This is a genomic window from Streptomyces sp. NBC_01012, assembly GCF_045162755.1.
Lineage (GTDB): Bacteria > Actinomycetota > Actinomycetes > Streptomycetales > Streptomycetaceae > Streptomyces.
Map to the genome: position 1 here is coordinate 4063704 of NZ_CP108688.1, position 22878 is coordinate 4086581.

The window sequence follows — 22878 nt, forward strand, 5'->3', positions numbered from 1 at the left end:
TGGGTGGCGTACGGGGTGGGCGGTGTCAGGGGTGGAAGCGCTGACGGGAGCGCCGGGGCTGAGTAGGCTCGGTCGGTATGGAGCATGAGGTGTTCGTTCCGGTTCCGCTTCCGGCCCTGCGGCGCACGCTGGGTGACCCCGCCCGCGTCGCGCGCTGCGTGCCAGGACTTCAGCAGGATGCCGACGCGTCGGCGGGGCCGTTGGTGGGCCGGCTGAAATTCCGGGCAGACGGCCACACGATCACGTACCGCGGGGCGCTGACGCTGAAGCCATCGGACACGGGTGACTCCTTCTCCGTGACCGGGAAGGGGACAGAGGCCCGGGGCACGGGGGCGGCGGAGCTGGCGCTGACCGTCGGCCTCACGGAGACGGACGGGGGCACGACGATCGGATTCACGGGCACGGCGGGCGGTGAAGGCCGCATCGTTGATCTGGACCCGTCCGCGGCGCTGACCGCTGCCCAGCGGCTGCTTGACCGCTTCACGCAGCAGCTGGTCACGGAGTCCCTGGCGACGCGGGAGAGCGAGGGCGGGGCGGGGCTCGATACTTTGGAGTCCGAGGGGCCCGAGTCCGATGCGTCGGCGTCCGTTGCGTCGGAGCCGGAGGGGCCAGAGTCCGGCGCGTCCGGCGCGTCCGACGCGTCCGACGCGTCCGACGCGTCCGGCGACAAGGATTCCGTGTTCGACGCGCCCGTGCCGCCGCCGTCCCTCGACCCCGCCACGGAGCTGGAGTTCACCGTGCCGGACGAGCCGCCCGCCGAGGCCGCGCACGCCCGCCGCACCATGATCGGCCGGAGCACGGAGGAGGTCGACCACGCTCCGCCGCGCGGCAGGTACGCCCCCGTCCCGTCCCCCGAGGCGGGCGCCGCGGGCATCGCACTGCGCTGGGCGGCCCCGGCGGCCGCGCTGGCGATTGCCTCGGCCGTGGTCGTGGGCAGGGCGCTGCGGCGCAGGCGGCCGTAGCGAGGCGCTCCGCGCCAGTAGTGTCGGGGCGTGAGCAGAGTTGTGAAAAACGCCCGGCTGACGGCCGGCGACGTCGAACTGACCGTTGACCCCGTGAACGGCTGCCGGATCAGCAGCCTCCGGATCGGGGGCACCGAGCTGCTGCGCCAGGGCGAGCGGTACGGCTGCTTCCCCATGGTCCCGTGGTGCGGCCGCACCGAGAACGGCCTGTTCCGCAATGGCGGTGAGCCGCACCAATTGCCCCTGAACTCCCCGCCGCACGCCATCCATGGCACCGGCCGCGACACCTCCTGGCAGCAGGCACGGCAGGGCGATGCGGAAGCGGCCTTCTTCTACGATCTGTCCGACCCATGGCCGTACGAGGGCCGGGTCACGCAGTCCTTCGAGCTCACCGAGGAGTCGCTGACGCTGAGCCTCGGCATCGAGACGTACGGAAACTCCTTCCCGGCGCAGGGCGGATGGCACCCCTGGTTCCGGCGGAACCTCGGTGGCCAGGACGTGCGGATCGACTTCGACGCGGCCTGGCAGGAGGAGCGCGGCGACAACCATCTGCCGACCGGCCGCCGGATCGATCCCCTGCCCGGCCCCTGGGACGACTGCTTCGGGATGCCCGACGGCATCGATGTGAAGCTCACCTGGCCCGAGCAGCTGGAGCTGACGGTCACGAGCCGGGACGAGTGGGTGGTGATCTACGATGAGCAGGCGGAGGCGGTCTGCGTGGAGCCGCAGTCCGGGCCGCCCAACGGCCTCAACACGGCCCCCAGGCTGGTCACCCCGATCGAGCCCCTGGAGATCACGTCGACCTGGAGTTGGGCACGGCTCTGACCGTCCGTGTCAGCCTTTACCCTCATTGACATGACTGACGTACGCGCTGAGCTGCTCCAGCAGATCAAGGACAAGGCCGTGGTACACGGCAAGGTGACCCTCTCCTCGGGTCTGGAAGCCGACTGGTACATCGACCTGCGCCGGATCACGCTGGACGGCAAGGCCGCGCCGATGGTCGGCCAGGTGATGCTCGACGCCACCGCCGAGCTCGACTACGACTGTGTCGGCGGGCTGACACTGGGCGCCGACCCGGTGGCCACGTCGATGCTGCACGCCTCGGCCGCGCGCGGTAAGAGCCTGGACGCGTTCGTCGTCCGCAAGGCCCAGAAGGCGCACGGGATGCAGCGCCGCATCGAGGGCACGGACGTCAAGGGCCGGCGCTGCCTCGTCGTCGAGGACACCTCGACGACCGGTGGTTCGCCGCTGACGGCGGTCGAGGCGGTGCGCGAGGCCGGAGGTGAGGTCGTCGCCGTCGCCGTGATCGTGGAGCGGGGTGCCGCCCCGGCGATTGCCGAGGCCGGTCTGCCGTATGTCCACAGCTACTCCGTGGCGGACCTTGACCTGGCCTGACCTGGAGCTTCCTCGGGGCGCTCCCCGTTTCACGTGAAACGGGGAGCGGCTGGTCGATGGGCAGCGTGGAGCCGAAGCGAGAGTCTGGGAAGATAAGGGCGACGATGACGTCGCCCCCAGGTCAGGGACCAAGCACTGCACACCCGCACATCCCAAGGAGCGGACAGATGCCCATCGCAACCCCCGAGGTCTACGCCGAGATGCTCGACCGGGCGAAGGCAGGCAAGTTCGCCTACCCGGCCATCAATGTGACGTCTACCCAGACCCTGCACGCCGCACTGCGCGGTTTCGCGGAGGCGGAGAGCGACGGCATCGTCCAGATCTCCACCGGTGGCGCCGAATTCCTGGGTGGCCAGTACAACAAGGACATGGTGACGGGCGCTGTCGCCCTGGCCGAGTTCGCGCACATCGTCGCCGCCAAGTACGACGTCACGGTCGCGCTGCACACCGACCACTGCCCCAAGGACAAGCTGGACGGTTATGTACGTCCGCTGCTCGACGTGTCCGCGGAGCGTGTTGCCAAGGGCCTGAACCCGCTGTTCCAGTCCCACATGTGGGACGGGTCGGCCGAGACCCTCGCCGACAACCTGGCCATCGGCCAGGAGCTGCTGGCGAAGGCCGCCGCTGCCAAGATCATCCTTGAGGTCGAGATCACCCCGACCGGTGGCGAGGAGGACGGCGTCACGCACGAGATCAACGACGAGCTGTACACGACCGTCGACGACGCGCTGCGTACGGCCGAGGCGCTCGGCCTGGGCGAGAAGGGGCGCTACCTGCTGGCGGCGTCCTTCGGCAATGTGCACGGCGTCTACAAGCCGGGCAACGTCGTCCTGCGTCCGGAGCTCCTCAAGGATCTCCAGCAGGGTGTGGCCGCGAAGTACGGCAAGCCGGCCGGCAGCCAGCCGTTCGACTTCGTCTTCCACGGTGGGTCCGGCTCCACGGCGGAGGAGATCGCCACCGCGCTGGAGAACGGCGTCGTGAAGATGAACCTCGACACCGACACGCAGTACGCCTTCACCCGGCCGATCGTGGACCACGTGTTCCGCAACTACGACGGTGTGCTGAAGGTCGACGGCGAGGTCGGCAACAAGAAGGTCTACGACCCGCGCAGCTGGGGCAAGTCCGCGGAGGGTGGCATGGCCAAGCGGGTCACCGAGGCCTGTGGGAATCTGCGGTCCGCGGGTACGCGGCTGAAGTAGGCGGGGGGTTCGCGTTGCGGACCTTCTCTTTGCGAGCGGGTCCGGTTCTCCTTTCCGGGGGGCCGGGCCCGTTTGTGTGTGCGTCTGGGGTGCCGGTGGCTGGGGTTGTGGGTTGGGGCCGCTGCGCGGGGCTTGTCCCCTACCCGCCCCTTCCCGAAACCGGGGCTCTGCCCCGGACCCCGCTCCTCAAGCGCCGGAGGGGCTGGGATTCTGTCGGAGGGGCTGGGATTCGCCCCGGACCCCGCTCCTCAAGCGCCGGAGGGGCTGGGGTTCTGCCGGAGGGGCTGAGGTTCTGCCGGAGGAGCTGGGGTTCTGCCGGAGCGGCTGGGATTCGCCCGCTGTGCGGATGGCCCGGGTGGAGGATTGCGGTGATGCTGCTCCTATGACTGACGACGCGGATCAGATCCGGGTTGCCTCGCCCGTGGGGCGCTGGGTCGTCCTGACCACCGTGCTCGGGTCCAGCATGGCCCTGCTCGACTCCACGGTCATCAACGTGGCCCTTCCTCGTATCGGCCAGGATCTCGGCACCGATCTGGCCGCCCTGCAGTGGACCGTCAACGCCTACATGCTCACCCTGGCGGGGCTGATCCTGCTCGGGGGTGCGCTCGGGGACCGGTTCGGGCGGCGGCGGGTGTTCGTCGTGGGGGTGGTCTGGTTCGCCGTCGCCTCGTTGCTGTGCGGGATCGCGCCGAGCGCGGGTGTGCTCGTCGCGGCCCGGGCGTTGCAGGGGGTCGGGGGTGCGCTGCTCACCCCCGGGTCGCTGGCGATCATCCAGGCGAGCTTCCATCCCGACGACCGGGCCCGTGCCGTGGGGCTCTGGTCCGGGCTCGGCGGGGTCGGGGCTGCCGTCGGGCCCTTCCTCGGAGGGTGGCTGGTGGACGGTCCGGGCTGGCGATGGGTGTTCCTGCTCAATCTGCCGCTCGCCGCCGTCTGCGTGCCCGTGGCCCTGCGCCATGTGCCGGAATCCCGGGACCCGGAGGCCCACGGGCGGTTCGACGTGCTCGGTGCCGCCCTCGCGGCGCTCGCGCTCGCCCTGGTCACCTACGCGCTGATCGAGGTGCCCGAGCAGGGCGCGTCCGTCATGGTGATCGGCGGGGCACTCGGTGGCGTGGTCCTCGGGGCCGCCTTCGTCACGGTGGAGAGGCGGCGGGCCGATCCCATGGTGCCGCCGTCGGTCTTCGCCTCGCGGCAGTTCACGGCCGTCAACATCGTCACGTTCTGTGTGTACGCGGCACTCGGCGGGTTCTTCTTCCTGTCCGCGATCCAGCTCCAGGTGGTCGCGGGATTCTCGGCGCTCGGCGCGGGCACCGCGCTGCTGCCCACGACGGTGCTGATGCTGCTCTTCTCCGCGTCCGCGGGCGACCTCGGGCGGCGTATCGGGCCGCGGATCCCGCTCACCGCCGGGCCGCTGGTGGCGGCCACCGGGATGCTCCTGATGCTGCGGGTCGGCCCCGGCGCCTCCTATCCGTGGGACGTCCTGCCGGCCGTGCTGGTGCTCGGCCTCGGCATGGTCACCCTGGTGGCGCCCCTCACCGCGACCGTCCTGGCCGCCGTGGACACGGGCAGGGCCGGGCTCGCCAGCGGTATCAACAACGCGGCGGCACGGGCCGCTGGACTGATCGCCGTGGCCGCGCTCCCGCTGCTGGCCGGGATGGGCCCCGAGGCGTACCGGGACGCGGGGGAGTTCGCCTCGACGTTCCGGCGGGCCATGCCGATGTGCGCCGGTCTGCTGGTCGCGGGTTCGGTGATCGCCTGGTGGGCCGTACGGAAGTCCCCGGAGGCCGAGCACGAGCCCGAGCCCCGGCCGGCGTGCGCGACGCACTGCGGGGTCTCGGCCCCACCCTTGGAGCCGGAGCCTCCGCCCAGGCACACTTGAACCATGTCCATCCACGAGAACCTGCTCGGGGGCCCCGCCCCGACCCACCTGCCCGACGATCCGGGACCGCGCGAACTGCTCGCGAGCGGCACGGCGCCCGCCGATGTCGCGGCGAAGTACCCCACGTCCTCGCTGGCCTGGGCGCAGCTCGCCGACGCGGCGTACGAGGGCGGCCGGGTCGTCGAGTCGTACGCGTACGCCCGCACCGGCTACCACCGCGGTCTCGACGCACTGCGCCGCGCCGGCTGGAAGGGCCACGGCCCCGTCCCGTTCGAGCACGAGCCGAACCGCGGTTTCCTGCGCGCCCTGCACGCCCTCGCGCGCGCCGCGGAGGCGATCGGTGAGCAGGAGGAGTACGAGCGCTGCTCGTCGTTCCTGCGCGACTCCTCGCAGACCGCCGCCGACATCCTGGGCTGAGGCCGACCCCGGACACCTCGGGCCCCGCGGGCAGTCGCCCGCGGGGCCCGAAGTGTGCGGACCCTCTAAGATGCCGGGCAGGGGACCGGAGCTCCACCACCTCAGAGGAAGGGGCGGACCGCTACCCGGAAGCTCGTGTCGAGGAGACAGAAATGTCGACGATTCACCCCGACCCCGAAGCCACCGGTGCGGACAACCCGCACCTGGACTTCGCGGGAACGACTCCGTACGAGGACTACGTCCAGGCGGATGTCCTGACCCACCTCCAGCACCTTCGCTCGGACGATCCCGGCGAGATGGTCTTCCTGGTCACGACCCAGGTCATGGAGCTGTGGTTCACCGTCATCGTCCATGAGTGGGAGACGGCCGCGCACGCTCTGCGCGAGGACCGTGTCCCGGTCGCCCGTGACGCCCTGAAGCGTTCACTGCGGGAGCTGGAGGCGCTGAACGCCTCCTGGAGGCCGCTCGCCGGCCTCACCCCCGCCCAGTTCAACTCCTACCGCGGCTCCCTCGGCGAGGGGTCCGGCTTCCAGTCGGCGATGTACCGCCGGATGGAATTCCTGCTCGGTGACAAGTCCGCCTCCATGCTCGTGCCGCACAAGGGCGCGCCCCGGGTGCACGCCGAGCTGGAGAAGGCGCTCACCGAGCCCGGCCTGTACGACGAGACGCTCGCCCTGCTGGCCAGGCGTGGGTACGCCGTGCCGCGGTCGGTGCTGGAGCGGGACCTCTCGCAGAAGTACGAGCCGTCCCCCGCGGTCGAGGCCGTCTGGGCGGAGATCTACGCCGACCCGGACCAGAACTCCGAGCTCGTACGCCTCGGCGAGGTGCTCACCGATGTCGGCGAGCTGGTGTGGCGCTGGCGCAACGACCATCTGACCGCCACCCGGCGGGCGATGGGTTCCAAGACCGGCACCGGTGGTTCGGCCGGGGTCGCCTGGCTGGAGAAGCGGGCCACCAAGAGTGTGTTCCCCGAGCTGTGGACGGCGCGTAGCCATGTCTGACCTCATCAAGGAGCGTGCCGACGTGTCCGATGTGGAGGAGCGCGCCGGCGCGCTCGACGCCGCCGATGGACTCGCCGCCCTGCGCGAGCTGTTCACCCTCGACGACACCGTCTATCTCGACGGGAACTCGCTGGGCGCGCTGCCCCGTCACGTCCCCGCCCGTATGCAGGACGTCATCGCCCGGGAGTGGGGTGCGCTGCGCATCCGCTCCTGGGACGAGAGCGGCTGGTGGACCGCGCCCGAGCGGATCGGCGACCGGATCGCCCCGCTGGTCGGGTCGGCCGCGGGACAGATCGTGGTGGGCGACTCCACCAGCGTGAACGTCTTCAAGGCGGTCGTCGCCGCGACCCGTCTCGCGGGCGACGGGCGGGACGAGATCCTTGTCGACGCGACGACCTTCCCCACCGACGGGTACATCGCCGCTTCGGCGGCCCGGATGACCGGTCACCGTGTCGTGCCGGTGGCGCCGGCCGATGTGCCGGCCGCGCTCGGGCCGCGTACGGCGGCTGTCCTCCTGAACCATGTCGACTACCGCACCGGCAGGCTCCACGACCTGCCCGGACTCACCGCCGCCGCCCACGCGGCGGGCGCCGTCGCCGTGTGGGACCTGTGCCACAGCGCGGGCGCCCTGCCCGTGGGTCTCGACGCGCACGGTGTCGACCTGGCCGTCGGCTGCACGTACAAGTACCTGAACGGCGGACCCGGTTCGCCGGCCTACCTGTACGTCGCCGAACGCCACCAGGCGGCCTTCGACTCGCCCCTGCCCGGGTGGACCTCGCACGCGGACCCGTTCGCGATGTCCCCCGGATACACCCCCGCCGACGGTTCCGTACGCGGCCGGGTAGGCACCCCGGACATCCTGTCCATGCTGGCCCTGGAGGCGTCGCTGGACGTCTGGGAGGGCGTGTCCGTGGAGGCCGTACGGGCCAAGTCGCTGGCGCTGACGGACTTCTTCCTGGAGTGCGTCGCCGCCCATGTGCCCGAGGGCAGGGTCACGTCGCTCACCCCGGACGCCCACGCGGAGCGCGGCAGCCAGGTCTCGCTGCGGTGCGAGAACGCGGCCGAGACGGAACAGGTGATGGCCGCGCTCATCGGGCGGGGTGTGGTCGGCGATCTGCGCCGCCCCGACATCCTGCGCTTCGGTTTCACGCCGCTGTACGTCGGTTTCGCCGACGCCGAACGGGCGGCGCGGGTACTCGCCGAAACACTGACGGGCTGAACGTGACGCCGTCGTACGGGTCCACGTTCCGGGCCCGTACGGCGGCGGTCCTTCGTACTGGTACCGTCCCCGCAGGTCGGTCCAGTTGGGCACGGGCCCAGGACGGTTGGAGCAGCATGTCGGATTCTGCCGCGCGTGATCGCGACGCAGCCGAGACCGAGTCGGCGTTCGCCCATCCGGTGGTCGCCCCCGACGGGTCCGCGGCCTACGGGAGCCACCCCGACCAGGTGATCGACTTCTTCGCGCCCAAGGACGGCCGCTCCGGGGTGCCGCTCGTGGTCCTGCTGCACGGCGGGGCCTGGCGTGCGCCGTACGACCGGCAGCATGTGTCGCCGTTCGCGGACTTCCTCGCGCGGCGCGGCTTCGCCGTGGCCAGCGTCGAGTACCGGCGCGGCGGAGAGATCCCGCAGCAGGGCACGGTCGGCCCGGTCGCGGGCCGCTGGCCCGAGACCTTCGACGACGTGGCCGCCGCCATGGACGCCCTGCCGGAGCTTGTCGCCCGGGAGTTGCCCGCGGCGGACCCGCGCAAGACCGTGGTCACCGGGCATTCGGCCGGCGGGCAGCTCGCCCTGTGGGCGGCCGCACGGCATGTGCTCCCGGAGGGGTCGCCGTGGCGGCTGCCCGCCGCACCGCCGCTGCGCGGGGTGGTCGCGCTGGCACCGATCGGGGACTTCGCGAGCGCGGTGGAGCGGGACGTCTGCTCGGGGGCGCTGCACCAACTCCTGGGCGGCCCTGAGCATTTCGAGGCCCGGAGCGCGCACGTCGATCCGGCGCTGCTGCTGCCGACGGGGATCGCGACGGCCGTCGTCCAGGGGGTGGACGACCTCACGGTGCCGGAGGCCGTCACGGAGGCGTTCGTGGACGCGGCGGCGAAGGCGGGGGAGATGGTGGGGCTGACCCTGCTCGACGGAGTGGGCCACTTCCCGCTGATCGACCCGTCGGCCGACGCCTGTGCCGTGGTGGCCGAGGAGATCGCCCAGCTGGCCTGGTAGTACTTGCGACGGACGGCCGAGGATCCTTAATCCTGCTGACGACCGGGGCACGGGCCGCGTCCTACCGTGGAGGCGTGACCGAGACGAAGACCAGAAGCCCCGAGCACCGGATCGCCACAGGGGCGATAGCCGGCCTGCGGCAGGACCTGTTCCACGATGTGCTCGACTACCGCCCGATGGGTCCGCTGGGCACGGACGGGCCCGTGATCCGGAGACTGCCCGGCACCGTCCGGAAGGGGGCGGTGTGGTTCCCGCACGCGGTGGTGGGCGTGGTCGCGCTGATCTCGCTGCTGGACGGCGTCTTCTCCGCGAACGCCTACTCCCCATTCGGGCTGACGACCGTCGTCACCGGGTTCCTGCCGCCCGCCGTGCTGCTGATGACGATGGTCCGCCCCCTGCTCGCGTTCTGGGTGTCGATCGCGAGCACCCCCCTGGTGGCCGCGGTGAGCCATGGGAGCTGGCCGTGGGAGGCGGGCCCCTTCGCCTGCCATCTGGGCGTGCTGATCGTCGTCGCGGCGAGGACCCGGCCGCGTACGGCGGCCTGGATGTGGCTGATCACCCTGTTCGTCGGGTCCTTCCTGGGGAACTTCGGGCCGCCCTACTCCTCCACCACCGAGCCCATGGCCATCGCCTCCGCATTCGGCCTGCTGCTCGTCGCCGTGGTGCAGATACGCCGCGAGGCGCAGCGGGAGGTGACCGTGCAGCGCACCGTCACCGCCGTGGAACGCGACCGGCGCACACTCCTGGAGGAGCGCACCACCATCGCCCGTGAGCTGCACGACGTCGTCGCCCACCACATGTCCGTGGTCGCCATCCAGGCGGAGGCCGCCCCGTACCGGGTGGAGAATCCGCCTCCCGAGCTGGAGCAGGCGTTCGCCACCATCCGGGAGAACGCCGTCGCCGCGCTCACCGAGCTGCGCCGCGTCCTCGGTGTCGTACGGGCGGAGGACTACGAGGCGCCGGACGCCCCGCAGCCCACCCTCGCCGAGATCGACCGGCTGCTGGACAACGTGCGGGAGACGGGGCTCGAGACGGAGAAGACGGTCACCGGTGCGGTGCGGGAGCTTCCGCAGGGCGTCGAGCTGTCGGCGTACCGGATCGTGCAGGAGGCGCTGAGCAACACGCTCAGGCACGCTCCGGGCGCCGCGGCCAGGGTGGAGATCGGCTATGTGCTCGGCGGGCTCGGGGTGCGGATCGTCAACGGCGCCGCGCGGGGGCTGGTCAAGCCGTCGCCGGGCGCGGGGCACGGGATCACGGGGATGCGGGAGCGGGTCGCCATGCTGAACGGGGACATGACCGCGGGGTCCACCGACGACGGAGGGTACGAGGTCGTCGTGTTCCTTCCCGTGCCGGCGCAGCGCGAGAGCGTCGAGGACGGTGAGGAGGCATGAACGACCCCCGCATCCGCGTGCTGATCGTCGACGACCAGATGATGGTCCGTGAGGGTTTCTCCGTGCTGCTCAACGCGATGCCGGGCATCGAGGTCATCGGCGAGGCCGTCGACGGGCGGCAGGCCGTCGCGCAGGTCGCCGCGCTGCGGCCCGACGTGGTCCTGATGGACATCCGGATGCCGGAGCTCAACGGCATCGAGGCGACCCGGGAGATCGTCGCGGCCGACGCGGACGCCAAGGTGCTCGTCCTGACCACGTTCGACCTGGACGAGTACGTGTACCAGGCCCTGCGGGCCGGCGCCTCCGGCTTCCTGCTGAAGGACGCGTCGGCACGCCAGCTCGCCGAGGGCGTACGGGTGGTGGCCTCCGGCGAGGCGCTGCTCGCCCCGACGGTGACCCGCCGGCTGATCACCGAGTTCTCGAAGATCGCCGAGGCGCCGAAGCCACCCGCCATGTCCAGGATGGGCGACCTCACCGAGCGGGAGACGGAGGTGCTGGTGCTGATAGCCCAGGGACTCTCGAACCTGGAGATCGCCTCGCACCTGGTGGTCGCCGAGTCGACCATCAAGACCCATGTCAGCCGTGTCCTGGTGAAGCTGGGGCTGCGGGACCGTACCCAGGCCGCCGTGTTCGCCTACGAGGCGAGGCTGGTCACACCCGGGTAGCGTCGGCCCATGCATGTGTCCTTCGACCCCTGGTCACCCGCGTTCGTCGCCGACCCGTACCCCGCCTACGCCGCGCTGCGCGCGACCGGCCGGGTGCACTGGTTCGAGCCGACCCGGCAGTGGCTCGTCCCGCACCACTCCGATGTGTCCGGGCTGCTGCGTGACCGGCGGCTCGGGCGCACCTATCTGCACCGCTTCAGCCACGACGAGTTCGGTGTCACCGCGCCGCCCGAGGCCCACGAGCCGTTCCACACGCTCAACGGGCACGGGATCCTCGATCTGGAGGCCCCCGACCACACCCGGATCAGACGGCTGATCGCCAAGGCGTTCACACCCCGCAGGGTCGAGGCGCTCGTGCCGACCGTGGAGCGGCTGGCCGCCGGGCTCGTCGACGACTTCGTCGCGGCGGGCGGCGGCGATCTGCTGAGCGCGGTCGCCGAGCCGCTGCCGGTGGCCGTCATTGCCGAGATGCTCGGAGTCCCGGCGGCCGACCGGAGGCTGCTGCGGCCGTGGTCGGCGGCGATCTGCGGGATGTTCGAGCTGAATCCGCCCGAGGAGACCGCGCGGGCGGCGGTGCGGGCGTCGGTCGAGTTCTCCGGCTATCTGCGTGAACTGATCGCCGCACGGCGCGCGGATCCGGGGACGGATCTGATCTCCGGGCTCATCGCCGCCCATGACGAGGAGGACCGGCTGACCGAGCAGGAGATCATCTCCACCTGTGTGCTGCTGCTCAACGCCGGTCACGAGGCGACCGTCAACGCCACCGTCAACGGCTGGTGGATGCTCTTCCGGCACCCCGAGCAGCTGGCCCTGCTGCGCGCCGACCACCGCCTGCTGCCGACCGCCGTGGAGGAACTGCTGCGCTACGACACCCCGGTGCCCATGTTCGCGCGGTGGGTGCTGGACGACATCGAGGTCGACGGCACCGTCATTCCACGGGGTGCGCAGGTGGCGCTGCTCTTCGCCTCGGCCAACCGGGACCCCGAGCGCTTCGCCGACGCGGAGACGCTGGACCTGGCCCGGCAGGACAACCCGCACATCTCGTTCGGCGCGGGCATCCACTACTGCCTGGGCGCTCCGCTGGCCCGCGTCGAACTCGCCGCCTCGTTCGGGGAGCTGCTGCGCAGGGCGCCCGGTATGCGGCTGACGGCGGAGCCCGAGTGGAAGCCGGGTTATGTGATCCGGGGCCTGCGGGAGCTACAGGTGGAGCTGTGAGCCGATGGACCGTACGTGCTCCGGGTCGAGGTGGTCCGCCCAGGTGTACAGCCCCCAGGCGTACAGCAGGGTGACGGCCGTCGCGGCCACGGCGGCGGTCATGACCAGGCCGCCGCGCCCCATGCTCCCGCGGAGGACACGGACCGTCAGCAGCCAGACGACGACCGGGAGCACGCCCGCGGCGAGGAGGACGAAGGGCAGCTCCGTCCACAGGACGGAGATGTCCTCGCCCTCCCCCTCGAAGCCGCCGCCCATGTGGATGTCGGTGCGCCGGGACGAGCTCCACACGACGAGGGCGATGACGGCCGAGAGTATGGCCGGGACCCACGCGGCCTTCGCCGGGTTCTCCGCGCTCGCCGGGTTCTCTGGGGTCTTCTTCTGTTCCACGAGCCTCAGGACGTGCGCCCGGCCGCGGGTGGTTCCCTCACCTGGTGTCCAGGTCGCGGCGCCGGAAGCCCTCAAGACCGAGCCGTACGAGCCCCGCCGCGATCAGGGTGAGGACCACCATCGGCGTCCAGTCCATGCCGGCCGCCGGCAGCCGCGGCACATGCCCGAACGGGGACAGGTCGTTCATCCAGTGCGGGAACCGCAGCAGTTCGCCCAGGTAGCCGACGACGAAGGCGTACACCGGTACGGCCCAGGCCGCGGAGGCCGCCCGGGGCAGCCAGCCGAAGAGGACGGCCACGACGCCGACCGTGACCCAGAGCGCCGGGGCGTACGCCAGCGCGGCCCCCACCAGCTTCAGGACCAGCCCGGGGTCGCCCGCCGACGCCGCCCCCGCGACGCCGATGCCGAGCCCCGCGGCGAGCAGCACGAGCGTTCCGCCCGCCAGCGCGAGGGTGAAGTGGCCGGCCGCCCAGCGGGTGCGCGACAGGCCGGTCGCGAGCAGGGCCTCCACCCGGCCGGCGTTCTCCTCCGACCTGGGCCGCAGGGCGGCCGTCACCACGTACACGGCGGCGACGACGGCGAGGACGACCATCACCATCGACGCGAACGACTCCGCCATGGTGGTGCCGCCGATCTCCTTCAGCGCCTCCTTGAGCTGGTCGATGTTCTTCAGCATGTCGTCCGCGTCGCCGAGGATCGACCCGTACATCACGCCCATGAGGAAGAGCCCCACGGCGAATCCGGCCAGTACGGAGCGGTGCAGCCGCAGGGCGAAGCCCACCGGGCGGGTCAGGGACGCGGACGCGACCGGGCTGCCGGGCCGTGCGGCGCGCAGACCGGCCCCCACGTCCCGGCGGGTGGACAGGACGAATCCGGTGCCGGCCGAGAGCGCGGCGAGTGCCAGGCAGAGCAGCAGGGGCCACCAGCGGTCGTCGACGTAGACGTACGTGCGCTGGGCCCAGCCGATCGGGGAGAGCCAGGAGAGCGCGTCGTCGCCGCCCGCGTCACCGGCGGCCCGCAGGACGTAGGCGAGGCCGATGACGGCCATGGCCATGCCGGAGGCGCCCCGGGTGTGGGCGGTGATCTGCGTGGTGACGGCCGCGATGCCCGCGAAGGCGATGCCCACGGCCGCGAGCGCGAAGCCGTGGAGCAGGGCGCTGCCGGTGCCGATGGATTCGATGCCCGCCGCCCCGAGGCCGAAACCCAGCAGCAGGGCGAGCGCCAGGTTGGCGAGGAACGCGACGGACAGGGCGGCAGCCAGGTGCGCGTGCCGGCCGACGACGGTGGAGCGGACCAGCTCGGCGCGGCTGGTCTCCTCCTCGTCGCGGGTGTGCCGGGTGACGACGAGGACGCTCATGAGGCCGGCCAGGACGGCCGTGAAGCCGAGCATCTGATGGCCGGTCATCGCGCCGAAGGTGTAGTCGTCGAGGTAGCGCGCGGGCCCCGTCATGGCGAGCCCGGCCGGGCTCTTCATGGTGCCGACGACGGAGGCACGGTCCTCCGGATCGGCGTACAGCGTCGTGTAGTTGGACGCGGTGGAGACCGTGCCGAGGAACAGCGCGAGGATCCAGACGGGCAGCCGGACACGGTCCCTGCGCAGGTCGAACCGGATCAGCGTACGGGTCCCGGCCAGCGCCCCGGGGCCGGTGAGGACCCGGACCGTGGCGGGGGAGCGGGTGCCTGCCGCGGCGCTCATCGTGCGGCCCCGTGGCCCTCGGCGGCGAGCTCGTCGCCGTAGTGGCGGAGCATGAGCTCCTCCAGGGTCGGCGGATGGCTGGTCAGACTGCGTACGCCCGCCTCGGCGAGCATCCGTACGGCGCCGTCGATGTGGCCGCCGTCCACGCTGAACCGGACCCGGGCCCCGTCGTCGGCGACCTCCACCGAGTGCACCCCGGGCAGCGCGCCGAGCCCGCCGACGGGCCGGTCCGTCTCGGCCTCGACCGTCGTACGCGTCAGATGGCGCAGCTCGCTCAGCGACCCGGACTGCACGGTCCTGCCGAGCCTGACGATGCTGATCCGGTCGGCCAGCTTCTCCACCTGGGCCAGGATGTGGCTGGAGAGCAGCACGGTCCTGCCCGCGGCCTTCGCCTGGAGGATCACGTCCTGGAAGACGACCTCCATGAGGGGGTCGAGCCCGGAGGTCGGCTCGTCCAGGAGCAGCAGCTCCGCGTCGGAGGCCAGCGCGGCGACGATCGCCACCTTCTGGCGGTTGCCCTTCGAGTAGGCGCGGCCCTTCTTCGTCGGGTCGAGGCCGAAGCGCTCGATCAGCTCGTCGCGGCGCCGCTTGTCGGCCCCGCCGCGCAGCCGTGAGAGCAGGTCGATGGCCTCGCCGCCGGTGAGGCCCGGCCACAGCTCGACGTCGCCGGGCACATAGGCCAGGCGCCGGTGCAGCTCCACGGCGTCGTGCCACGGGTCCCTCCCGAGCAGCCGGGCCGCGCCCGAGTCGGCCCGGAGCAGGCCCAGCAGGACCCGGATGGTGGTGGACTTCCCCGCGCCGTTGGGCCCCAGGAAGCCGTGGACCTCGCCCGTCTCCACCGTGAGGTCGAGGCCGTCCAGTGCGTGTGTCCGTCCGAACGACTTGTGCAGTCCGGCCACGCTGATCGCCGTCGTCATGTTTTTGAACGTACGCTGATTTCACAAAGTTGTGAAGTTAAGGAAGCGTATAAAGTTGGGCCGTGATCGGAGCAGGGGAGGCGTCGGAGGCCATGGCCAGCGGGACCGGGGAATCCGGGAGCAGGGCCGCGCACACGGGCGCGGACGCCGGGCGGGACGAGGACGCGGTGGCGCGCTTCGTCGAGCGTTTCGCGGCCGAGATGACGGAGGCGGGGATGCAGCGGATGGCCGCGCGGGTCTTCGCCGCGCTCCTCGCCGACGACGACGCCTCCATGACCTCGGCGGACCTCGGCCGCCAGCTGCGGATCAGCCCGGCCGCCGTGTCGGGTGCGATCACCTACCTCACCCAGGTCAGCATGGTCGGCCGCGAACGCGACCCCGGCTCACGCCGCGACCGCTACCGCCTGCACGACGAGATCTGGTACGCCACCTTCGCCAACCGCGACCAGGTGCTGACCCGCTGGGAACGCACGCTGAGGGACGGCGCACGCTCCCTCGGCGAGGACACCCCGGCGGGCGAGCGGCTCGCGGAGACCGCGGAGTTCTTCGCCTTCATGCAGGCGGAGATGGTCGGTGTCCTGGCCCGGTGGCGCGAGAGCCGTACCTCCTCGCGCTGACGGCCCACGGCCCGGCCGGCGTCTCAGGCCTCCGCCGGGGGGAGCACAAGACCCCAGGCTCCCGCCCGTACGGCCCAGGTGCGGGTCCTGACAGGGCCCGCGATCTGTATGTCGGCGCGGTAGCGGAAGTCTGGCCCCGAGACCGTGACCGCCTTGGCCTCCGTCGTGTGTGTCCCGCCTGCGGCCGTGCGGATCACCACGTCGGCCAGCCCGCCGCTGCCCTGGGCGGTCACCGAGACGCCCTCGACCGGCCGGTCCAGGTCGTTCAGCAGGACCCCGTCCGCCTCGACCCTCAGCCGGTGGACGCGGGAGGGGCCCGAGGACGAAGAGGGGACCGGGGCCGGGCGGACCAGCGAGGCCACGAGGGTGCGGCAGGTGTCCCACACCGTGTGGGGCGGTCCTGGCGAGGGCCGGGCCGCCGGGATGCGCAGCTCGCCGAGCACGACCCCGTCGCTGTCGTCGACGAGCAGATCGAGCCGGCGCTCGGTCCCGTCGAGCGCGGTACGGGCGGCCGCGACCGCGCCCCGTGGCACGCCGAGGGCGTAGCTGAGTTCCAGCGTGTGCGCCGCGCCGACCGGGATCAGCGAGAGCGCGCTGTCGGCCAGCTCCCGCTCCCGGTGCAGCTGGGACACGGCGCGCAGCAGCGCGTGGTCGTCGCCGACGACCACCGGACGCCTGGAGCCCCGCCTGTGCAGGGCCCTGGCGAACTCGTCGGGGCCGTCCGCGAAGCAGATCTTGGTGTGCGCGCCGGCGCCCAGCACATCCTTCGCGATGCGCACGGACTCGCCGTCGTAGCGGCGGGCAAGGGGGTCGATGAGCACGAGTAGCTGGTGGTCGCCGTCGCCGGGGGGCTCTGCAGCCGACACCTCGGTCCTTCCTCGGGTAGCATCTTGGTGCAAGAGCCCCTTGCGCTATTGCGCCAGGGGCTTCGTCTATTCCGGGGCACCCGGTTCGACGGCTCAGGCTTTGCCGTACATCGTCGTACGGCAGGTACGACCTTTACGTACGCCCCCTGACCTTGGACATGCCCCGCCCGGAAGGGGTGTACGCCTGTGCCCGCACTTGTGCTGCTCGGTGCTCAGTGGGGTGACGAGGGCAAGGGGAAGGCCACCGACCTCCTCGGTGGATCCGTCGATTATGTGGTGCGTTACCAGGGCGGCAACAATGCCGGCCACACGGTCGTCGTCGGCGACCAGAAGTACGCACTGCATCTCCTCCCCTCCGGAATCCTGTCGCCGGGGTGTACCCCGGTCATCGGCAACGGTGTGGTCGTCGACCCGGCGGTCCTGCTCTCCGAGGTGAGCGGTCTCAACGAGCGGGGCGTCGACACGTCCAAGCTCCTGATCAGCGGCAACGCCCATTTGATCACCCCGTACAACGTCACCGTCGACAAGGTGACGGAACGCTTCCTCGGGAAGCGCAAGATCGGCACGACCGGGCGCGGTATCGGCCCGACCTACGCCGACAAGATCAACCGGGTGGGCATCCGCGTCCAGGACCTCTACGACGAGTCGATCCTGGAGCAGAAGGTCGAAGCGGCGCTGGAGCAGAAGAACCAGCTCCTGGCCAAGGTCTTCAACCGGCGCGCGATCGAGTCCGGGAAGATCGTCGAGGAGATGCTCCAGTACGCGGAGCAGATCAAGCCGTACGTCGCCGACACGACGCTGGTCCTGAACAACGCCATCGACGCGGGCAAGGTCGTCCTCTTCGAGGGCGGTCAGGGCACTCTGCTGGACGTCGACCACGGCACGTACCCCTTCGTCACCTCGTCGAACCCGACCGCGGGCGGCGCCTGCACCGGGGCCGGCGTGGGCCCGACGAAGATCAGCCGGGTCATCGGCATCCTCAAGGCCTACACCACCCGGGTCGGTGCCGGACCCTTCCCGACCGAACTTCTCGACGAGGACGGCGAGGCGCTGCGCCGGATCGGCGGCGAGCGTGGTGTCACCACCGGCCGTGACCGCCGCTGCGGCTGGTTCGACGCCCCGATCGCGCGGTACGCGACCCGGGTCAACGGCCTCACCGACTTCTTCCTCACCAAGCTGGACGTGCTGACCGGCTGGGAGCGGATCCCGGTGTGCGTGGCGTACGAGATCGATGGCAAGCGGGTCGAGGAACTCCCGTACAACCAGACCGACTTCCACCACGCGAAGCCGGTCTACGAGATGCTGCCCGGCTGGTCCGAGGACATCACGAAGGCCAAGACCTTCTCCGATCTGCCGAAGAACGCGCAGGCGTACGTGAAGGCGCTGGAGGAGATGTCCGGTGCCCCGATCTCCGCGATCGGTGTCGGCCCCGGCCGTACCGAGACCATCGAGATCAACTCCTTCCTGTAGGAGTCGCTCCAGGTTTCACGACGACGGCGGCCGGACCTTCCCCCTCGCGGAAGGTCCGGCCGCCGTCGCCGTCGGGGGAGCCGGCCGTCAGGGCAGCTGGCGGAGGAACGCGACCACGAACAGCGCCCCGGCCGCGCAGCAGACGAACACCGAGGGCAGCACCCAGCCCGGCCTGCGTTCCCCGCGCAGCGGCGCCGTCAGCCGCTCCTGCATCCGCGCGACGCCGTACAGCGCGGCGACCCCGGCGAAGACGCAGGGGGTGGCGACGGCGAAGTGCGCGAGCCAGGCCCCCGCTCTGCCGGGGCCGCCCCAGGAATGGTCGTAAGGGCCCTGGTCCACCAGTCCGTAGAACAGCCCGCGGGCCACGGCCAGCAGGACCACGGCGGCCAGGACCAGACAGAGCGCGCCCAGCAGCACGGTCGCCACGGCCTGTCCGGCCACCCGTACCGCTCCAGGACGCGGTGCGGCGGGCCCGGCGTCCACCCGCAGCAGGGAACGCGCGGATCCGCCGTTGCCCGCGCAGGCCACGGCGAAGGCGGCCAGGCCGCGGGGCAGCAGGGTGACCGCGGCCCCGGCACCGCGGGTGATGCGGAGGGCGGTCGCGGTCAGGGAAGGGGACGGACGTGAGGTGGTCATGGGCGCGGATGCTAGGAGCCGCGCCGGGCGCACCGCCAGATACCCGGGTGCTGTTCACGCCCCCTACCGGGGTACTAGGTGTATTGATCACGAGCGTTGTTGACACTCAGTGGGTCTTGAACATGACGAAGACCTCCGGTGTGGTGGGAGCTGTCTAGGAACTCACCGCACGGAGGTCTTCGTGTCCCACCGTAATGCCCGGCTGACCGTTTTCGGTAGGCGCCTGCTGGTCGAGCGGGTCTGCTCGGGCCGCCCGGTCGCCCATGTCGCAGCCGAGATGGGCATATCGCGGGCCACGGCCCACAAATGGATGCGGCGGTGGCGGGCCGAAGGCGAGGTTGGCCTGCACGACCGCTCCAGCAGCCCACTCACGACACCGCACCGGACTCCGGCCGCCATCGAGGCGCAGGTCTGCGACCTGCGGCGGTCCCGCAAACTGGGACCGGCCAGGATCGGCCCGATCCTGGGCCTCCCGGCCTCGACGGTCCACCGGATCCTGACCCGCCAGGGACTCCATCGGCTGGCCTGGCTCGACCGGCCGACCGGCACGGTGATCCGCCGCTACGAACGTGAACGGCCCGGCGAACTCATCCACGTCGACGTCAAAAAGCTCGGCCGGATCCCCGACGGCGGCGGCCACAAGGTCCTGGGCCGCCAGGCCGGCCGGGCCACCCGCAGCCAGATGGGCTTCGACTACGTCCACTCCGCCGTGGACGACCACTCCCGCCTGGCCTACAGCGAGATCCACCCGGACGAGAAAGTCGCGACCTGCGCGGGTTTCCTCACCCGCGCGGCCGCCTTCTTCCACAGTCAGGGCATCACCCGCATCGAACGAGTCCTCACGGACAACGCCTGGGCCTACCGCAAGGGCCTGGCCTGGAAGGCCGCCCTGGCCGAACTCGGCGCGACCAGCAAACTCACCCGCCCCTACCGGCCCCAGACCAACGGCAAAGTCGAACGCTTCAACCGCACCCTCGCCGACGAATGGGCCTACCAACGGCCCTACACGTCAAATGACGAACGGACCACAGCCCTGGCAGACTTCCTCCACACCTACAACCACCACCGCTGCCACACCGCACTCGGAGGCCAACCCCCGATCAGCCGAGTGAACAACGCTGCGGGTCAATACAACTAGGGCCTGTCTGACCATTCCCGTCGCGAGGCAGACGGGAATGGTCAGACAGGCCCTGGCCGGTTCAGCCCTCCCCGCAGAGCCGCATCCCCTTCGGGGTCGCGCAGGGCAGATGGCCGTTGGTCCGCATGATCTCCTCGCCGTAGTTGTCCAGATAGGTGAGGAAGCCGGCCACCAGGGAGTCGGCGGGCGGTGATCCGTAGGTGTACGCGTACTCGATCTCCCGGTACGGGTAGCTGCTGGTGCCGATCGTGTCGACGGACGGGGTGGTGGAGTCGATGGCCGTACGGTGCGCCCCGTCGGGCACGTCGCCGTTGCGCAGCTCGGTGTAGCCGATCGCGCCGTCCAGCCTGGCGACCTCGGCCAGGACCTGGTCCGTGCCGTCGAGTTCGCAGCGCAGGACCGGGGCCTGGGCGTAGTCCTTGGTGGTGCAGTCGCGCGAGGAGGTGGCGGGCTCGTTGCCGTCCAGGACGCGGCGCTGGAAGACCTCGCGGGTCCCGGAGTTGGCGTCCCGGCTGACGAGCCTGATCTCGAGGTCGGGGCCGCCGTCGATCTCGTTCCAGTTGCGGATGTCGCCCCGGTAGATGCTGCGGATCTGCTCCAGGGAGAGGTCCTTCACCGGCACCGTGTCGTTGACGACGAGGGAGAACAGCGAGATCGCGACCCGCTTCTCGTGCAGCTTGGTGAGCGCGGCGGGTCTGGGCCCGTCGGACAGGGCGATCATGGAAGGGGAACCAGACGATCCGGTCTTGGCTCCGAGGGCGTCGAGCTTCCGCACCCCGGCGTTGCTGCCATGGATGTCCAGCAGGATCTCGGCGCCTTCGCACTCGTCCTCGTACGTCTGCTTCAGCTCCTCCAGGACCGGTTTGAACGCGGTCGATCCGGTGACCGTGAGCGTGCCCTTGGCGCAGTCCATCGGGGGCGGGGAGTCGTCCCGTACGACGATGATCCCGGCGAGCGCGACGACGCAGGCGGTGAGGGCCACCGTGACGCTCCTGGCCGCGGGGCCGAACAGCGGGGGCTTCTCGTCGGGGCGGGCGGCCTTGTTCCGCGCCACGACACCGTCCCTGATGCCTCCGGTGACCTTGATCGGGCCGCCCACGTGCGAGCCGGTAAGCAGGACCAGGAGCTTGAAGTGCTCGTTGCGGTTGAGGGGGACGCGCGGCAGCCGGATGAGGGAGCCGTGGTGCCGCATCCCGGCCGCCGGGGTGAAGTGATCCATCAGGTGGTCGGCGTCCGGCGAATGGGTCACGGCTATCCCACGGACGGTCCGCCCGGTGAACTCCGCCGTCAGCCCGTTGAGTTCACCGCGCCCCGTGTAGTCCTCGTCGCCGATCGACTGCGAGCCGTCGTTCTCGATGCGCAGCAGGACGAGGGTGGCGTCGGCCATGCCGGGGGTCTCGTTGAAGAGCCCGAGCCGCACGTTGGCCCGGCCCTGGCTCACCTCGCTGCCGATGGGGGTGTCCATCTGCACGCGGTAGCCGATGCGCTTGCGGCGTGGGACGCGGCGTTCGTACCAGAGCACTCCCGCCGAGGTCAGGACGCCGAGGACCGCGGTGAGGACGGCGATGACGTTCTCGGGGCTGAACCACTCCATGGTCCTCGCGCTCCCTCGTGGGTGCGGCCGGATGGCTGCGTGCCGCATGCCGGATGGCGTCACCGTACGGCCGGGGGGTGTGGGGCGGGGGAGTCGGCGGATTCCTTCCGATGAAGTTCGTCTTGTGTTCAACAAGCCTGTGAGGGACGGGAGTTCAGGACGCGGAGTCAGGGAGTACCACGAAAGGGGCGAGTTCTGGTCTAGACCTTGACAGGTCCAGACCATCGGCGCTTGAGTGACCACAACCCCCCATGGCGGCGCCCGCTCCGCGCGGGCGCCGCGCCGAAGGAGAGATCACGTGGCCAAACGTGTCATGAGCCTGATCGCCGCGCTGGGCGCGGTCATCGCGACGTTCGTCTTTCTCCCCGCCTCCACGGCAGCGGCCGCCGACTGCGCCCCTGCCTGGAACGCCTCCTCCGTCTACGTGGGCGGCGGATCGGCCTCGTACGACGGGCACAACTGGTCCGCGCAGTGGTGGACCCAGAACGAGCAGCCCGGCACCTCCGACGTCTGGGCCGACCAGGGCAGCTGCGGAACCGGCGGCGGCGGTACGGAACCGGGTGACTCCGACGCGGACTTCCTGGTGAGCGAGGCCCAGTTCAACCAGATGTTCCCGGGCCGGAACTCGTTCTACACCTACAGCGGTCTCACCGACGCGCTGAGCGCCTACCCCGCCTTCGCCAACACCGGCAGCGACACCGTCAAGAAGCAGGAAGCGGCGGCGTTCCTCGCCAACGTCAGCCATGAGACCGGTGGCCTGGTGTACATCGTGGAGCAGGACACCTCGAACTACCCGAACTACTGCGACGGCAACCAGCCCTACGGCTGCCCGGCCGGGACCGACGCCTACTACGGCCGCGGCACGATGCAGCTCAGCTGGAACTTCAACTACAAGGCCGCCGGTGACGCGCTCGGCATCGACCTCCTCGGCGACCCGTGGAAGGTGGAGCAGGACGCGTCCGTGGCCTGGAAGACCGGCCTCTGGTACTGGAACACCCAGACCGGCCCCGGCACCATGACGCCCCACGACGCCATCGTCAACGGCGCCGGCTTCGGTGAGACGATCCGCTCGATCAACGGCAGCATCGAGTGCAACGGGGGCAACCCCGGCCAGGTCCAGAGCCGTATCGACACCTACCAGGCGTTCGCCGCGATCCTCGGCACCACGCCCGGCGACAACCTGAGCTGCTGAACCCCGCCCCACCCGAGAGACGGGGGCGTGTCC

General features: G+C 71.1%; 22 protein-coding genes. 16 read left to right on the forward strand and 6 right to left on the reverse strand.

Annotated features, from left to right (window positions below):
• The first annotated feature begins 77 nt into the window (after nt 1-77).
• From OG623_RS18370 to OG623_RS18425, 12 genes are all read left to right on the forward strand, one after another.
• Nucleotides 78-962 (forward strand): SRPBCC domain-containing protein, encoded by an 885-nt coding sequence (locus tag OG623_RS18370; RefSeq protein ID WP_406147770.1) that lies wholly within the window; start codon nt 78-80, stop codon nt 960-962.
• Nucleotides 963-992: 30 nt separating this feature from the next.
• The gene (locus OG623_RS18375; protein ID WP_406147772.1) at nt 993-1787 is read left to right on the forward strand and encodes an aldose 1-epimerase; all 795 of its coding nucleotides are present in this window, start codon (nt 993-995) and stop codon (nt 1785-1787) included.
• A 30-nt stretch (nt 1788-1817) separates the two neighbouring features.
• Nucleotides 1818-2357 (forward strand): orotate phosphoribosyltransferase, encoded by a 540-nt coding sequence (pyrE, locus tag OG623_RS18380; protein WP_406147774.1) that lies wholly within the window; start codon nt 1818-1820, stop codon nt 2355-2357.
• A gap of 167 nt (nt 2358-2524) precedes the next feature.
• A complete protein-coding gene (fbaA, locus tag OG623_RS18385) occupies nt 2525-3556 on the forward strand; it encodes a class II fructose-bisphosphate aldolase (protein ID WP_362894959.1) in 1032 nt (343 codons plus the stop codon).
• 382 nt (nt 3557-3938) lie between these two features.
• Nucleotides 3939-5432, forward strand: coding sequence for an MFS transporter (locus OG623_RS18390; protein WP_406147776.1), 1494 nt, complete (start codon nt 3939-3941; stop codon nt 5430-5432).
• Nucleotides 5433-5435: 3 nt separating this feature from the next.
• On the forward strand, nt 5436-5849 hold the full coding sequence (locus tag OG623_RS18395) for a DUF3151 domain-containing protein (RefSeq protein ID WP_362894961.1): 414 nt from the start codon (nt 5436-5438) through the stop codon (nt 5847-5849).
• 152 nt (nt 5850-6001) lie between these two features.
• Nucleotides 6002-6850: a tryptophan 2,3-dioxygenase family protein gene (locus OG623_RS18400; protein WP_406147777.1), complete on the forward strand. Its 849-nt coding sequence runs from the start codon at nt 6002-6004 to the stop codon at nt 6848-6850.
• Nucleotides 6851-6872: 22 nt separating this feature from the next.
• Entirely contained in the window at nt 6873-8069 is a 1197-nt protein-coding gene (kynU, locus tag OG623_RS18405; RefSeq protein ID WP_406151889.1) for a kynureninase, read from the forward strand.
• A gap of 116 nt (nt 8070-8185) precedes the next feature.
• On the forward strand, nt 8186-9061 hold the full coding sequence (locus OG623_RS18410) for an alpha/beta hydrolase (protein WP_406147779.1): 876 nt from the start codon (nt 8186-8188) through the stop codon (nt 9059-9061).
• Nucleotides 9062-9135: 74 nt separating this feature from the next.
• Nucleotides 9136-10452, forward strand: coding sequence for a sensor histidine kinase (locus OG623_RS18415; protein ID WP_406147780.1), 1317 nt, complete (start codon nt 9136-9138; stop codon nt 10450-10452).
• Nucleotides 10449-11117 carry a response regulator gene (locus OG623_RS18420; RefSeq protein ID WP_406147781.1) on the forward strand — a complete coding sequence of 223 codons (669 nt, stop codon included), beginning with the start codon at nt 10449-10451 and terminating at the stop codon, nt 11115-11117. The genes OG623_RS18415 and OG623_RS18420 overlap by 4 nt, the downstream gene beginning before the upstream one ends.
• A 9-nt stretch (nt 11118-11126) precedes the next feature.
• Nucleotides 11127-12332: a cytochrome P450 gene (locus OG623_RS18425; protein WP_406147782.1), complete on the forward strand. Its 1206-nt coding sequence runs from the start codon at nt 11127-11129 to the stop codon at nt 12330-12332.
• Here the strand turns inward: OG623_RS18425 and OG623_RS18430 are convergent.
• From OG623_RS18430 to OG623_RS18440, 3 genes are read right to left on the reverse strand one after another with little or no spacing between them, the layout of a single operon-like run.
• The gene (locus OG623_RS18430) at nt 12315-12719 is read right to left on the reverse strand and encodes a hypothetical protein (RefSeq protein WP_406147783.1); all 405 of its coding nucleotides are present in this window, start codon (nt 12717-12719) and stop codon (nt 12315-12317) included. The genes OG623_RS18425 and OG623_RS18430 overlap by 18 nt on opposite strands.
• 37 nt (nt 12720-12756) lie before the next feature.
• Nucleotides 12757-14415 carry an ABC transporter permease gene (locus tag OG623_RS18435; RefSeq protein ID WP_406147784.1) on the reverse strand — a complete coding sequence of 553 codons (1659 nt, stop codon included), beginning with the start codon at nt 14413-14415 and terminating at the stop codon, nt 12757-12759.
• Nucleotides 14412-15332 carry an ATP-binding cassette domain-containing protein gene (locus tag OG623_RS18440; RefSeq protein WP_406147785.1) on the reverse strand — a complete coding sequence of 307 codons (921 nt, stop codon included), beginning with the start codon at nt 15330-15332 and terminating at the stop codon, nt 14412-14414. Before OG623_RS18440 ends, OG623_RS18435 begins: the two co-directional genes overlap by 4 nt.
• A 92-nt stretch (nt 15333-15424) precedes the next feature.
• Here OG623_RS18440 and OG623_RS18445 point away from each other — a divergent pair, with 92 nt between their 5' ends.
• On the forward strand, nt 15425-15949 hold the full coding sequence (locus OG623_RS18445; RefSeq protein ID WP_406151891.1) for a GbsR/MarR family transcriptional regulator: 525 nt from the start codon (nt 15425-15427) through the stop codon (nt 15947-15949).
• A 23-nt stretch (nt 15950-15972) separates the two neighbouring features.
• Here the strand turns inward: OG623_RS18445 and OG623_RS18450 are convergent, their stop codons facing one another.
• Nucleotides 15973-16815 carry a diacylglycerol kinase gene (locus OG623_RS18450; RefSeq protein ID WP_406147786.1) on the reverse strand — a complete coding sequence of 281 codons (843 nt, stop codon included), beginning with the start codon at nt 16813-16815 and terminating at the stop codon, nt 15973-15975.
• A gap of 186 nt (nt 16816-17001) precedes the next feature.
• Between OG623_RS18450 and OG623_RS18455 the strand changes: the two genes are divergently transcribed.
• Nucleotides 17002-18285 (forward strand): adenylosuccinate synthase, encoded by a 1284-nt coding sequence (locus tag OG623_RS18455; protein WP_406147788.1) that lies wholly within the window; start codon nt 17002-17004, stop codon nt 18283-18285.
• Nucleotides 18286-18372: 87 nt separating this feature from the next.
• Here OG623_RS18455 and OG623_RS18460 read toward each other — a convergent pair whose 3' ends face one another.
• On the reverse strand, nt 18373-18921 hold the full coding sequence (locus OG623_RS18460; RefSeq protein WP_406147789.1) for a hypothetical protein: 549 nt from the start codon (nt 18919-18921) through the stop codon (nt 18373-18375).
• A gap of 181 nt (nt 18922-19102) precedes the next feature.
• Between OG623_RS18460 and OG623_RS18465 the strand changes: the two genes are divergently transcribed.
• On the forward strand, nt 19103-20059 hold the full coding sequence (locus OG623_RS18465) for an IS481 family transposase (RefSeq protein WP_406147790.1): 957 nt from the start codon (nt 19103-19105) through the stop codon (nt 20057-20059).
• Between the two features lie 61 nt (nt 20060-20120).
• Here the strand turns inward: OG623_RS18465 and OG623_RS18470 are convergent, their stop codons facing one another.
• Nucleotides 20121-21653: a substrate-binding domain-containing protein gene (locus OG623_RS18470; RefSeq protein ID WP_406147791.1), complete on the reverse strand. Its 1533-nt coding sequence runs from the start codon at nt 21651-21653 to the stop codon at nt 20121-20123.
• A 298-nt stretch (nt 21654-21951) separates the two neighbouring features.
• Between OG623_RS18470 and OG623_RS18475 the strand changes: the two genes are divergently transcribed.
• Nucleotides 21952-22845, forward strand: coding sequence for a glycoside hydrolase family 19 protein (locus tag OG623_RS18475; protein ID WP_406147792.1), 894 nt, complete (start codon nt 21952-21954; stop codon nt 22843-22845).
• Nucleotides 22846-22878: the final 33 nt, after the last annotated feature.